Genomic DNA, 13,854 nt, shown 5'->3' on the forward strand with positions numbered 1-13,854 from the left:
CAGCGCCGCACTCCCACCGCCCGCCCGCTCAACGCGGAGCAGCGTGCCTTCACGCCCACCTCGGGCGTCCCCGCTCCCACCGTGGACAGATCAGGAGACTCCTCATGTCCCCACCTCGTCGCGCCATCCTGCGTACCCTCGGCGCCGTCGCCGCCCTGACCCTGCTGACCGGCACGGCCGCCTGCGGCGCCGACGCCGCAGCCGGCGGCGGCCAGACCACCGAGCTGCGCTACCAGGGCTCCGTCGGCCAGGTCACCCTCCCCGAACTCGCCGCCGACCTCGGCTACCTCGGCGACGTCAGACTCAACTGGATCGGCAACGTCACCGGCGGCCCGCAGGACATCCAGGCAACCGCCACCGGGCAGAGCGACTTCGGCGGCGCGTTCAACGGCGCCATCGTCAAACTCGCCGCCGCCAACGCACCGATCACGGCCGTGGTCAGCTACTACGGCTCCGACGCGCAGACCTTCCAGGGCTACTACGTGCTCGACGACAGCCCGATCCGCAACCCTCGCGACCTGATCGGCAAGAAGGTCGGCATGAACACCCTCGGCGCACACGCCGAAGCCGTGCTCAAGACCTGGCTCGCCCGCGGCGGGCTCACCCCCGCCGAGACCAGGCAGGTCGAGCTGGTCGCCCTACCCCCGGTCAACACCGAGCAGTCGCTGCGGCAGAAGCAGATCGACGTCGCGGTGCTCGGCGGGGTGATCCGGGACAAGGCCGTCGCCAGCGGCGGCATCCGCACCATCTTCACCGACTACGAGCTGCTCGGCGCGTTCAGCGGCGGCACGTACGTCTTCCGCGACGACTTCATCAAGCGCAACCCGGAGACTGTCAGGACCTTCGTCACCGGGGTCGGCAAGGCCATCGAGTGGGCCCGCACCCAGTCCCGGGAGACGGTGGTGACCCGGATGCGGGACATCATCGGCAAACGAGGCCGCAACGAGGACCCGTCGCTGGTCACGTACTGGAAGAGCAGCGGCGTCGCCGGTCGGGGCGGCGTGATCGGCGAGCAGGAGTTCGGCACCTGGATCGACTGGCTCGCATCCGAGGGCGAGCTCAGGGGCGACCGGCCGAAGGCCGCCGACATCTACACCAACCGCTTCAACCCCTTCGTGGACGGGGGCGGCGCGTGAGCACCGACAAGATCCTCTTCGACAAGGTGAGCAAGACCTTCGGAGTCCGCGCCACCCGGCGCGGCAGCGCTGGCGCGGTCACCGCGCTGGACCAGGTGACCCTTGGGGTACGCCCCGGCGAGTTCCTGGTCGTCGTCGGCCCCAGCGGTTGCGGCAAATCCACACTGCTCGACCTGCTCGGCGGGCTCACCCGGCCAACGGCGGGCCAGGTGCTCGTCGACGGTCGGCCCGTCACCGGCCCCGGCCTCGATCGGGGCATCGTCTTCCAGCAGTACGCGCTGCTGCCCTGGCGCACCGCCGCCGGCAACGTCGCGTTCGGGCTGGAGGCCAAGGGCGTGCCCCGGGCCGACCGTGCCGCCCTGATCGAGCACCACCTGGACCTGGTCGGTCTGCGCGGCTTCGCCGACCGCTACCCGCACGAGCTGTCCGGTGGGATGAAACAGCGGGTCGCGATCGCCCGCAGCCTCGCGTACGACCCGGACGTCCTGTTGATGGACGAGCCGTTCGCCGCCCTCGACGCGCAGACCCGCGACTCGTTGCAGGACGAGCTGGTGCGGATCTGGGCCCGCACCGGCAAGACCATCGTGTTCATCACCCACGGCATCGACGAGGCAGTGCACCTCGGTCAGCGGGTGGCCGTGCTGACCTCCCGGCCTGGACGACTCAAACAGGTCATCGACATCGACCTCGGTGACCGGGACGCGGTCGAGGACGTGCGCTCCACCGACGCGTTCCGGCACCACCGGCACGAGATCTGGACCCTGCTGCGCGACGAGGTGCGTGCCGCTCAGGCGGCCGAGGGCACCGGCGTCCGCCACACCGAGGAGGCCCGCGTTGGTTGACATCGCCGAACGTCCCACCCGGCTGGCGGCCGCACCCGCCGTGCCCCCAGCGGCCGTCGACGCCACCCGGCCCGCCCTCGCCGGTCGCCTGCTCGGCGTCGGTGGGAAGGTGCTGCACCGCACGGTCGCGATCGCCGCGCTGGCCGCCACCTGGGAGGGCGCACCCCGGCTCGGGCTGGTGGACCGGGTCTTCCTGCCCCCGCTGTCGGAGGTGCTGGTGGCCTGGTGGGAGCTGCTGCGCAGCGGGCAGCTCGCCGAGCACGTCGGTGCGAGCCTCACCCGGTCACTGGCCGGGCTCGGCCTGGCGGTGCTCACCGCCATCCCGCTCGGCCTGCTGATCGGCTGGTACCGGCCACTCGCCGAGCTGCTCAGCCCTCTGCTGGAGGTCTTCCGCAACACCGCCGCGCTGGCCCTGCTGCCGGTGTTCGTGCTCATCCTCGGCCTGGGGGAGACCTCCAAGATCGCCCTGGTGCTGTACGCGTGCTCCTGGCCGATCCTGCTGAACACCATCGCCGGGGTGAAGGGGGTCGACCCGCTGCTGATCCGGTCGGCCCGCTCGATGGGGCTCAACCACCTGCGGCTGTTCCAGAAGGTGATCCTGCCGGCCGCGGTGCCGACGATCTTCACCGGCGTCCGGCTGGCCGGGGCGTACTCGATTCTCGTGCTGGTCGCGGCCGAGATGGTCGGCGCGAAGGCCGGCCTCGGCTACCTCATCAACTACGCGCAGTACAACTTCGCGATCGCCGACATGTACTCCGGGATCATCACGATCTCCGCCATCGGCCTGGTCGTCAACCAGCTCCTCGTCGCCCTCGAACGTCGCTTCTCCACGTGGCGCGTCGACGTATCCGCCGGATAGGACGGACACCAATGACCCGGACCCTGCACCTCAACGCGTTCCTGATGGGCGTCGGCCACCACGAGGCCGCCTGGCGGCACCCCCGCACCGACCCGCGTCGGGTCACCGACGTGCGGCACTTCCAGGACCTGGCCCGCATCGCCGAGCGCGGCACCCTCGACTCGCTGTTCCTCGCCGACGGGCTCTCGGTCGGGCCGAACCCCCGGCACAACATCCAGGCCGTCTTCGAACCGTTGACCCTGCTCGCGTCGCTGGCCGCGGTGACCGAGCACATCGGTCTCATCGCGACGGTGTCCACCACCTACAACGAGCCGTTCCACACCGCCCGCAAGTTCGCCTCGCTGGACCATCTCAGCGGCGGCCGGGTCGGCTGGAACATCGTCACCTCCGCGCAGGAGCGGGAGGCGGTCAACTTCAACCGGGACAGCCACCCCGCGCACGCCGACCGGTACCGGCGGGCCGCCGAGTTCGTCGACGTCGCGATCAAGCTCTGGGACAGCTGGGAGGACGACGCGCTGGTCTTCGACACCACGGCCGGGGTGTTCGCCAACACCGACCGGGTGCACGAGGTGGCCCATCGCGGGCCGGAGTTCCAGGTCCGCGGCCCGCTGAACATCCCCCGCGGGCCGCAGGGCCGGCCGCTGCTGGTGCAGGCCGGCTCGTCACCGGACGGGATCGCCTTCGCCGCCCGCTACGCCGAGGCGGTCTTCACCGCACAGCAGACCCTCGCCGACGGGCAGGGCTTCTACGCCGAGCTGCGACGGCAGGTCACCGCCGCGGGCCGGGACCCGGACCTGGTGAAGGTCCTGCCTGGCATCGCGCCGGTGATCGGCGGCACCGAGGCCGAGGCGCAGGCGCTCGCCGCCGAGCTGGAGGAGCTGATCGTCCCCGACTACGCCCTCGCCCAGCTCTCCGGGATCCTCGGCGTCGACCTGACCGGCCTGCCGCTGGACGGGCCGCTGCCGGAGCTGCCCGACTCCGGCACCGTGCAGGCCCACCAGAGCCGATACCAGCTCGTCACCGAGCTGGCCCGCCGGGAACGGCTCACGATCCGGCAGTTGATCGGCCGGCTCGGAGGCGGCCGGGGTCACCGGGTGGTCGCGGGCACCCCGGAGCAGATCGCCGACCAGATCGAGCTGTGGTTCACCCAGGGCGCCGCCGACGGCTTCAACATCATGCCGCCGCACCTGCCCGGTGGGCTCGCCGACTTCGTCGACCACGTGGTGCCGGTGCTGCGCGCCCGCGGGTTGTTCCGCAGCGACTACACCGGCCGGACGCTACGCGAGCACTACGGCCTGCCCCGACCGGTCAGCGCGTACGCCGCGTCGACCCTGGTGTCGGCGTGACCACGGTGGAGCGTCCGACGACGGACGCCGCCGAGCTGCGGCCGGTGAGCCGGGACCTGTTCCGTGCCCTGCTGCGTCGGCAGGCCACCAGCGTCACAGTGGTCACCGCCGTTGCCCGCGCCACCGACCCCGCCTGCCTGGGTGGGATCGGCGCACCGGTCCGGGCGGGATTCACCGCAACGTCGTTCACCTCAGTGTCGCTGGATCCACCTCTCGTCTCGTTCTGCCTCGGGACGGCGTCGTCGAGCTGGCCGGTGCTGGCCCGAGCCGAGCACGTCGCTGTGCACCTGCTGGCCGCCAGGCAACGGGAGGCCGCCGCCGTCTTCGCCACCAGCGGCATCGACCGGTTCGCCGCGTACCCGGACTGGACGCCGGGGCCCTTCGGGGTGCCGTTGCTGACCGGAGTGCTGGCCCGGCTGCTCTGCCGGGTGGTGCACCGGGTGCCGGCCGGCGACCACACGCTGGTGATCGCCGAGCCGCTCGCGTTGGGCGACGGTGGGGACGGCGCACCGCTGGTGCACCACCAGGGCGGCTACACCACGGCGGTCGAGGTGTGAGCGCACCGACCACGCCGGACCTGCTCGCGTTGGACCGGGCCGCCCAGGACCTGCTGTTTCGGGCGGCCCACACGGCCAGCACGTTCACCGACGAGCCGGTCACCGACGCCCAGATCGCGGCGATCCACGACCTGATCCGGTACGGGCCGACCGCGTACAACGGCCAGCCCCTGCGCGTGCTGCTGCTCCGCTCACCGGCGGCGCGCGCCCGACTGCTGCCGTACGTCTCCAGCAGCAACCGGGCCAAGACGGCCGCCGCTCCGTTGACCGCGGTCCTCGCCGCCGACGTGGACTTCCACCAGCGGCTGCCCGAGCTGTATCCGCGCCGTCCGCAGGCGCGGGACTGGCTGGCGGACCGGGCGGCGCGGGTCGAGCAGGCCCGGTTCAACGCCACCCTGCAGATCGGCTACCTGATCGTCGGTGTCCGCGCGGCGGGTCTCGCCGCCGGCCCGATGGCGGGCTTCGACGCCGCAGGCGTGCGGCGGGAGTTCTTCCCCGACGGTCGCCACGAGGTGCTGCTCCTGCTCAATCTAGGGCACCCCGGCCCCGAGGCCTCGCACGAACGTCTGCCCCGGCTGGACACCGGGGAGGTGATCCGCACCGTCGACGATGCCGGCTGAGCGGTGGCCGGGGGAAAGGGCCGTCCCCGGTGTCGGCGTGGTGCCGGCACCGGGGACGGGAGTTGCGCGGATCAGGCGCCCTTGACCCAGTCCAGTGTGAAGCGGGCGAAGAAGATGCCTCCGGTGTTGCCCACCTCGTACAGGTTGCCGATCGTGCCGTCGTTCAGCACGGCCATCGTGGAGTAGCCCGCACCGCCGGGCTTGACCAGTGCCCGCGCCGGCCAGCTCGCACCGTCGTCGGTGGACAGCCGGACGGTGAGGTCGTTGCGCGCGGCCGGGGCCGCGTTGTTGCTGAACAGCGCGGTACGGGTCCGCACCGGCGCGCCGTTCGTGCCCAGCTCCGACGGGCGCAGGTAGGAGATCTCGTCGGCGTTGCAGAGCGGATCGGTCAGCAGGGCGCTGGCCGTGGCCGGTCCGAACGTCGCGCCGCCGTCGGTGGAGGTGGAGTAGAACCGGCTACGGGTGCTGTTGTGCCGCATGTTCTGCACGATCGCCCCGGTGCCACGCTCGATCGCCTTGCTCTCGTTGATGTTGCCGCCGGCGGGTCCACCGCGCTGCCACGTCGCGCCGTTGTCGTCGCTGTAGATGTTGCCGGTCTGGGTGAGACCCGCACCGTCCCGGTAGACGAACGGCTGGATCAGGCGCCCGGTGCTGCTCTGGATGCCGTGACCGGAGGAGAAGAACGCCTGCTGCCACGTCGGCACCTTGATGGTCGGGTTCAGCTCGACCGGGGCACTCCAGGTGGCGCCGTTGTCCCTGCTGGTGATGTATTGCAGGTGCAGGCTGTTCGGGTCGTTCGCGGTGTTGAGACCGGATGAGCCGGACCAGAAGCTGATGCCCGGCTTGGGGGAGTAGGTGTAGAAGCAGTAGACGACGCCGGTCTTGCGGTCCACCAGCAGGCTGGGGTCGCCCGCTCCCTCGCTCGTGGTGGCGGGGGCGTGGATGATGCGCGGCTGGTCGAAGGTGCGACCGCCGTCGGTGCTGCGGGTCATGGCGATCTGGATGTTGTTGGTGCCGCCACCCAGGTCGTACGAGCCGTTGATCCGGGCGTCGGCGACGGCGATGACGGTGCCGTTGTTGGTGACGGCCATGCCCGGGATGCGGACCGAGGCGGAGGTGCCGTCGTAGCGGCCGTTGGGCCCGTTGAGGTTGCGGATGACGGACTGCGTGCTGATGACCGTCGTGGCGTTCATCTGCGGGGTGCCGGCGGCCAGGCCGCACCCGGCGGTTCCCCGCAGGGTGCTGTCGAAACCGGGGGCGGTGACCCGCAGGGTGTACGTGGTGCCGGCGCCGACCGTCCAGTAGTGCAGGTAGTTGCCGCCGGCGGCGATGGTGCGCGTCCACGGGGATCCGGTGCGCCCGGGCCAGGCGACTGTGAAGTCCCGGGCGGTGGTGGTGCGGTTCTCCACCGCGAGCTGGAGCCGGCCGGCCGTGCAGTCGTAGCTGGCGACCGCGGACATGCCGGTGCCGCAGTGGAAGATGCCGGCGGAGGTGTCGTCCAGTCCGGTCGGCGTGGTCGTGCGCAGCGTGTACGCCGTGCCCGCCGGCAGGGTCCAGTACAGCTCGTTACTGCTGCTGCCGGCGGCGACCGTGCGGGTCCAGGGGGAGTTGGTGCGGCCCGGCCAGGTGACGGTGAAGGTCTGCGAGGTGGTGCTGCCGTTGGTGAGCCGCAGGTTGAGCCGGCCGGTCGTGCAGTCGGCGCTGGCCGTCGCGCTCACACCGGCGGGGGCGGCGTGAGCTGGCGTGGCGGGCAGGATCGCGGCCACGCCGAGGACGGCGACCACGACCGCCGTCACTCGGCGCGTCAGTACTCGGACAGGAGACACGGGGGATGTCCTTCCGGGGACGGGGGTGAGGAACGGAGAACTTAGCCATAAGACGTCGGATATCTGACGTCCAAGACGCTAAGGGGCGCCGGGCGGGTCGTCAATAGATCGACGCTCGGGTACCCGTGGGCGGCTGCCAGGTGCGGGCGTGCGGGCTCGATTGCGGACGCAGATGATCGAAGATGCAAAACGAGCTTAGATATTTACATCTTGTTGCATCGTCTGGCAGGCTCGCTCTACATCGATCATTGTCGACACGCTGGCGACCCGGCCCGTCCCGGCCCTCGGCCGCCGCCGGCGTGCCGACGATGCCTGTCCGAAGGAGACACCATGCAACGGCGCCAACTCCTCACCCTGGGTGTGCTCAGTCCGTTCGCGGCGATGCTGGCGTCGGGCGGCCCGGCCGGTGCTGCGGCCGCGGCACAGGTCTTCGGGTTCTCCGCCGATGGCAGCAACTTCCTGCTCAACGGTCAGCCGTTCCAGATCCGCAGCGGGGAGATGCACCCGTCCCGCATCCCGGTGCAGTACTGGCGTCACCGGATCCAGATGGCCAAGGCGATGGGCATGAACACGATCGCCATCTACGTGATGTGGAACCACATCGAGGAACGGCCCGGCGTCTTCGACTTCACCACCGACCGGCGGGACATCGCCGGCTTCATCCGGCTGTGCCAGGCCGAGGGCATGTACGTGCTGCTGCGTCCCGGCCCCTACGTCTGCGCCGAGTGGGACCTCGGTGGTCTGCCGCCGTACCTGCTGCGCAACCCGAACATCAGGTTGCGGGTCCGCACCGCCTCCGACCCCAACTACATGGCGGCCGTCACGCGTTACGTCAACGCGCTCGCCGCGCAGGTCAGGCCGCTCATGGTGGCCAACGGTGGGCCGATCCTGATGGTCCAGATCGAGAACGAGTACGGGTCGTACGGCAGCGACGCCGTCTATCTCGAGGAACTGCGGCAACTGTGGCTGGCCGCCGGGATCACCGGGCCGTTCTACACCGAGGACGGGCTCGGCCAGGTGCAGGGCAACCGAACGGTCGTGGCCGGCGGTGCGATCGCACTCAGCGGTGGTGACGCGGCGGCCATCGCCGCGGCCCGGCAGTCCTTCCCGACCGTCCCGGCCATGTCCGGCGAGCTCTACACGGGCTGGTTGACGCACTGGAGCGACGGTGGCTTCGCCGGGTCGAACACCGACATCTCCACCCAGCTGCGGGGCCTGATGGCCGGCAGGCTGTCGTTCAACCTCTACATGATCCACGGCGGGACGAACTTCGGGTACTCCGCGGGCGCGAACGCCGCCGACAACGGGACCGGCTACCAGGCGGACATCACCAGCTACGACTACGGCGCGCCGATCAACGAACAGGGCGGCCCGTCGCGGCTGTACCCCACCTACCGCGAGATCATCGGCACGGCCCTCGGGGTGACGCTGCCGGCCGTGCCCGCGCCGAACCCCACCATCGTGCGTACCGGCGCTCAGGCGGTGGTGCCGACGCCGTACGCCTCGCTGTGGGACAACCTGCCCGCCGCGCTGTCGACGCAGACGAACCCCCAACCGATGGAGATGTACGGCCAGAACTCCGGCTTCATGCTGTACCGCCGGGTCCTGCCCGGCTACACCCGGGCGACGCTGGACATCAGGTCGGTGCGCGACTACGCGACGGTGTTCCTCGACGGCGTGTACCAGGGCGGTCTGTCCCGGAGCAACCTCCCGGCGGCCTACACGACCCCGCTCGGGGTGACCGTGCAGGACGCGCCGCTGGCGTTGAAGACCTCGGCCAGTGGCAGTCCCACGCTCGACATCCTGGTGGAGGGCATGGGCCGCAACAACTTCGGTCAGGCCCTGGTCGACCGCAAGGGCATTACGGAACGGGTGTCGCTCGTCGACGCGGGCACCCTGACCGGCACGTTGACCAACTGGCAGACCCACCTGCTGCCCGTCGACGAGGCGTTCGTGGCCGGCCTCCGTCCGGTGATCACCAACAGCTCGCGGCCCGGCATCTTCTTCAAGGCCACGGTGAATCTCACCCAGACCGGCGACACGTACCTCGACATGTCCCGGTGGACCAAGGGCGTGGTCTGGGTCAATGGTCGTAACCTCGGCCGCTACTGGAAGGTGGGGCCACAGCAGCGGCTCTACTGCCCGGCGCCGTGGCTGCGGGTGGGGGCCAACGAGATCGTCGTCTTCGACCTGCACCAGGTGCAGGCGCAGCCGATCTCCTTCGAGGCCACACTGAGCGGCCAGTCGGGCGCCGTCCGCCACACGGTGGTCAACCGGGCCAGCGGCAAGGCCCTCGACGTGCCGGACCTGTCCCGGGTCACCGGCGTGCAGTTGATCCAGTGGACCCCCAACGGCGGGACCAACCAGGCGTGGTTGATGGCTGGCGCGGTGGGTGGCGTCACCACGATGACCAGCGTCAATTCCGGGCTGCTGGCGGACGTCGAGGCCGGCTCCACGGCTGAGGGGGCGCGGGTCATCCAGTGGAGCGCGACCGGCGGCGGCAACCAGCAGTGGCGGGTCGTCACCGCCACCGGCGACTTCGTGAAACTCGTCAACGTGCAGACCGGCAAGGTCCTCGCCGTGGCCGGCGGGGCCACCACCAACGGTGCCGCCATCGTGCAGCAGAGCGACACCGGCAGCGCCTCCCAGCACTGGCGGCTCACCCCGAGCTGATGCCCCGGGCGACATGACACCGGCCGGACCAGCGGTTCGGCCGGGACGGTGAGGGCCGGGCAGGCGACCGGCTGCGGTGCGGCGACCGCAGAGGTCACCTACCGGCCCTCATCGGCACGGGCTCGCCGACGCGTGATGTCCACCCCGCGCTCCCGGGCCCGCTCCGCCGTGGTGCGGTACGGAACTTTGCATCAGGGATGCAAGGATGGGCGCATGGGCGGGCCGAGCGACCGGAGTGAGACGTGAACCAGCGCGAGCGGTGGCACCGACTCCTGGAGATGGTCGCGGTCGAGGGTCAGCTCGACATCGAATCCACCGCCCGCGAGCTGGGCGTGAGCACGGCGACCGTCCGACGTGACTTCGACGAGCTCGCCACGCAGCAGTTGGTGACGCGTACCCGGGGCGGCGTGGTCGTCACGAACGTGTCCTACGACCTGCCGCTGCGCTACAAGGCGGTCCGGCAGGCATCGGAGAAGCAGCGCATCGCCGCGGCAGCCGTCGCACTGATTCCGCCGGGGAGCACGGTGGGGCTCAACGGGGGCACCACGACGACCGAGGTGGGCCGGGCTCTCGCGCTGCGCACCGACCCGAACGGGCAGACGACGGCGAACACGGTGGTGACCAACGCGCTGAACATCGCCCACGAACTCATCGTGCGGCCGCACATCCGGGTGGTGCTCACCGGTGGGACGGCCCGCCCGCAGTCGTACGAGCTGGTCGGCCGTATCGCGGAGACGATGCTCGCGTCCGTGGCGCTGGACGTGGTGGTGCTGGGGGTGGACGCGATCGACCACCAGCACGGCGCCAGCGCGCACAACGACGGCGAGGCGGCGGTCAACCACGTCATGGTGACGAGCGCCGCGCGAACGATCGTGGTGGCGGACGCCTCGAAGCTGGGCCGCCGGAGCTTCAACCGGATCTGTCCGTTGGGCAACATCGACACCCTGATCACCGACAGGGCGGCGGATCCGGAGCAGGTGAGCCTCGTCGAGCAGGCCGGGGTGAAGGTGGTGCGGGTCTGACGCGCGTCTCTCGACGGCAAAGATGGAACTCGATGCGAAATCGTCGCCGATTTCTTGCATCTTGAGTCAAGTGGGTGCAGCATCCCTGCTTATCGGCCCTCGTGAATGTCTGGAGCCGCGTCGACCCCTCACCACACCGGGAGAAATCGATGATCTGGTCATCGCTGCCCGCGTTCCGTCGCCCCCGCACCGCCGTCCGGGCCGCCGTGGTGGCCCTCATCCTGCTCGCCGCAATGCTGCAAGCCGTACCCGCTCATGCCGGCACACCGGGAAGCGCCACCGGCCTCACGCGGGCCGGGAACACGTACACCATCGCCACCAACACGGCCGCCCGCATCCGGGTGACGCTGACACGCGCGGACATCTTCCGCGTCTGGGCGGCACCCAACGGCACATTCACCGAACCGGCGGCGAACGAGATCACCGTACGGACCGACTTCGGCGGGGTCGCCAGCACGGTGACCGACGACGGCACCGCCTTCCGCATCACCACCGCGGCGGTGGTCATCCGGATCAACAAGAACCCCCTGACCATGCAGGTCCTCCGCCCGGACGGGCGGCCGGTCTGGCGGGAGGCACAACCGCTGGACTGGTCCGCCGGCCGGACCACGCAGCGGCTGGTACGCGACGCGGACGAGCAGTTCTACGGCACCGGCCTTCGGCTGGGCGAGTGGGCGCTCCGCGACAAGACGGTGCCCATCGCCGTGGACAACCAGTGGCGGGAGAACACGAACGCCAGCCCGGCGCCCTTCTACCTGTCCACCAACGGCTACGGCGTCCTGCGCAACACCTGGGCAGCCGGCTCCTACGGCTTCACCGCACCGGTGACCACCACCCACAACGAGGAACGCTTCGACGCGTACTACTTCGTGGGTGATTCGCTCAAGGCGGTGCTCGGCGCGTACACCGACGTGACCGGCAAGCCGTTCCTGAGCCCGATGTGGGGCCTCGAACTCGGCAACGCCGACTGCTTCAACGCGTCCAACCCCACCTACCAGGGCGACCACAACCGGGCCGGGCACCAGCGGACTCCCGACGTGCTGGCGTACGCGCGGGAAGCCCGGGCCAAGAACATGCCGTCCGGGTGGTTCCTGCCCAACGACGGGTACGGCTGCGGCTACACCGACCTGCCGTCGACAGTGGCGGGCGCCAAGGCACTCGGCTTCCAGACCGGTCTGTGGACATCCGCCGGGCTCGGGTCCATCGACTCGGAGGTCGGCACCGCCGGCTCGCGCGGCGTGAAGACCGACGTCGCCTGGGTGGGCGGCGGTTACCGCGACGCGTTCCGTGGTGTGCAACAGGCTGTGGACGGCATCGAGCGGAACTCCGACGCGCGCCGCTACGTGTGGACCGTCGACGGCTGGGCCGGTAGCCAGCGCAACGCCGTTGTCTGGACCGGTGACACGTACGGCCGGTGGGACGACATGCGGTGGACCGTGCCGGCCGTAGCCGGCGCGGGGCTGTCCGGCTTCAACTACGCCACCGGCGACGTCGACGGAATCTTCGGTGGCAGCCCGAACACCTACGTGCGGGACCTGCAGTGGAAGTCGTTCACGCCGGCCTTCATGACGATGTCCGGCTGGGGCGCGACCAACCCGGCGCCCGGCTACCAGGACAAGCAGCCCTGGCGCTATGCCGAGCCGTACCTGTCGATCAACCGCAGGTACCTCCAGCTCAAGATGCGGCTGATGCCGTACCACTACACGATGAGCCGCGTGGCCAGCGTGACCGGCGTGCCGGCGACCAGGGCCCTGGTGCTGGAGTATCCCAACGACCCGGTCGCCCGCGGCAACGCCACCGCCGGGGAGTTCATGGCGGGCGACGCCTTCCTCGTGGCGCCGGTGGTCTCCGACACCGAGTTGCGCGACGGCATCTACCTGCCGGCCGGCACCTGGACCGACTACTGGACCGGGCGGGTGTACCAGGGGCCACTCACGCTGAACGGGTACGCCGCACCCCTCGACCGGCTGCCCCTGTTCGTCAAGGGCGGTTCCATCGTGCCGATGTGGCCGCAGATGAATTACACCGGCGAGAAACCGGTCTCCACACTCACCTACGACCTGTATCCGCGCGGCGCGTCGAGCTTCACCCTCTACGAGGACGACGGCATCACCCGCGCCTACCGGAACGGGGCCTATGCCACCCAGCAGGTCCAGATGACGGCGCCGACGTCCGGCACCGGAACGGTCACCGTGGACGTGGGCGCCTCCACCGGCACGTACGCCGGCAAGCCGTCGTCGCGGTCCTACGAGTTCAGCGTGCACCTGGCGGGTGCTCCGCAGGCGGTCACAGTCGCCGGCCGGACGCTGCCGCCGCTGAGCACGCGCGCCTCCTACGACTCGGCCAGCAGCGGATGGTTCTACGCGGACGGAGTTCTGTGGATCAAGGCCGGTGCGCGGAACACCGCGTTCCAGACCCGGATCGACGGCGCCGTGCTGCCGGTCGCCGGCACCAGTACGACGCCGCCACCGATCCCGAGGGACGGCTGGCGCCTCGTGTACGCCGACAGCGAGGAGACCAGCGCGGAGAACGGCGCTGCTACCAACGCCTTCGACGGTAACCCGGCCACCTTCTGGCACACCGCCTGGTCGTCGACGGCCGCGCCCCTGCCGCACGAGATCCAGATCGATCTGGGTGCCACGTACCGGATGGATGGGCTGCGGTACCTGCCACGGCAGGACGGGGGAGTGAACGGCCGGATCGGCCGCTACGAGGTGTACGTCTCGGACAGCCCGAGCAACTGGGGCACCCCGGTGGCGTCGGGGACCTTCGCCGACACGTCGACGCAGAAGGTGGTGCCGTTCGGCGCTTTCCGCAGCGGCCGGTACGTGCGGCTGCGGGCACTGAGCGAGGCTGGCGCCCGGGGTCCCTGGACGACGATGGCCGACCTGGCGATCACCGGAACCCCGGTGACGTCGGGGAGCTGATCCCCGCGTGGCCAGTCGGACAGGGTTGCCGGCCTGTCCGACGGGC

The 13,854-nt window shown here is 70.5% G+C and carries 10 protein-coding genes; 9 read left to right on the forward strand and 1 reads right to left on the reverse strand.

What is annotated here, in order from left to right; translation table 11 throughout:
• Positions 1 to 104: 104 nt before the first annotated feature.
• Genes GA0070619_RS04785 through GA0070619_RS04810 form a run of 6 tightly spaced genes read left to right on the forward strand, consistent with a single transcriptional unit; the run spans position 105 to position 5,360 of the window.
• Positions 105 to 1,136 (forward strand): ABC transporter substrate-binding protein, encoded by a 1,032-nt coding sequence (locus tag GA0070619_RS04785; RefSeq protein ID WP_088946938.1) that lies wholly within the window; start codon positions 105 to 107, stop codon positions 1,134 to 1,136.
• The gene (locus tag GA0070619_RS04790; RefSeq protein ID WP_172861976.1) at positions 1,133 to 1,978 is read left to right on the forward strand and encodes an ABC transporter ATP-binding protein; all 846 of its coding nucleotides are present in this window, start codon (positions 1,133 to 1,135) and stop codon (positions 1,976 to 1,978) included. The genes GA0070619_RS04785 and GA0070619_RS04790 overlap by 4 nt, the downstream gene beginning before the upstream one ends.
• Positions 1,971 to 2,837 (forward strand): ABC transporter permease, encoded by an 867-nt coding sequence (locus tag GA0070619_RS04795; RefSeq protein WP_088946939.1) that lies wholly within the window; start codon positions 1,971 to 1,973, stop codon positions 2,835 to 2,837. The genes GA0070619_RS04790 and GA0070619_RS04795 overlap by 8 nt, the downstream gene beginning before the upstream one ends.
• Positions 2,838 to 2,848: 11 nt before the next feature.
• A complete protein-coding gene (locus GA0070619_RS04800) occupies positions 2,849 to 4,183 on the forward strand; it encodes an LLM class flavin-dependent oxidoreductase (RefSeq protein ID WP_088946940.1) in 1,335 nt (444 codons plus the stop codon).
• Positions 4,180 to 4,740: a flavin reductase family protein gene (locus tag GA0070619_RS04805; RefSeq protein ID WP_088946941.1), complete on the forward strand. Its 561-nt coding sequence runs from the start codon at positions 4,180 to 4,182 to the stop codon at positions 4,738 to 4,740. The genes GA0070619_RS04800 and GA0070619_RS04805 overlap by 4 nt, the downstream gene beginning before the upstream one ends.
• Positions 4,737 to 5,360 (forward strand): malonic semialdehyde reductase, encoded by a 624-nt coding sequence (locus GA0070619_RS04810; RefSeq protein ID WP_088946942.1) that lies wholly within the window; start codon positions 4,737 to 4,739, stop codon positions 5,358 to 5,360. The genes GA0070619_RS04805 and GA0070619_RS04810 overlap by 4 nt, the downstream gene beginning before the upstream one ends.
• Positions 5,361 to 5,431: 71 nt before the next feature.
• On the opposite strand, the gene GA0070619_RS04815 is transcribed toward GA0070619_RS04810, so the two are convergent.
• Positions 5,432 to 7,156 carry an exo-alpha-sialidase gene (locus tag GA0070619_RS04815; protein ID WP_088946943.1) on the reverse strand — a complete coding sequence of 575 codons (1,725 nt, stop codon included), beginning with the start codon at positions 7,154 to 7,156 and terminating at the stop codon, positions 5,432 to 5,434.
• Positions 7,157 to 7,516: 360 nt separating this feature from the next.
• Between GA0070619_RS04815 and GA0070619_RS04820 the strand changes: the two genes are divergently transcribed.
• From GA0070619_RS04820 to GA0070619_RS04830, 3 genes are all read left to right on the forward strand, one after another.
• Entirely contained in the window at positions 7,517 to 9,859 is a 2,343-nt protein-coding gene (locus GA0070619_RS04820) for a beta-galactosidase (protein ID WP_157743901.1), read from the forward strand.
• Positions 9,860 to 10,101: 242 nt separating this feature from the next.
• The gene (locus tag GA0070619_RS04825; protein WP_088946944.1) at positions 10,102 to 10,881 is read left to right on the forward strand and encodes a DeoR/GlpR family DNA-binding transcription regulator; all 780 of its coding nucleotides are present in this window, start codon (positions 10,102 to 10,104) and stop codon (positions 10,879 to 10,881) included.
• 149 nt (positions 10,882 to 11,030) lie between these two features.
• Positions 11,031 to 13,808 carry a discoidin domain-containing protein gene (locus GA0070619_RS04830; protein ID WP_231927266.1) on the forward strand — a complete coding sequence of 926 codons (2,778 nt, stop codon included), beginning with the start codon at positions 11,031 to 11,033 and terminating at the stop codon, positions 13,806 to 13,808.
• Positions 13,809 to 13,854 lie beyond the last annotated feature (46 nt).

The organism is Micromonospora zamorensis (assembly GCF_900090275.1).
Lineage (GTDB): Bacteria > Actinomycetota > Actinomycetes > Mycobacteriales > Micromonosporaceae > Micromonospora > Micromonospora zamorensis.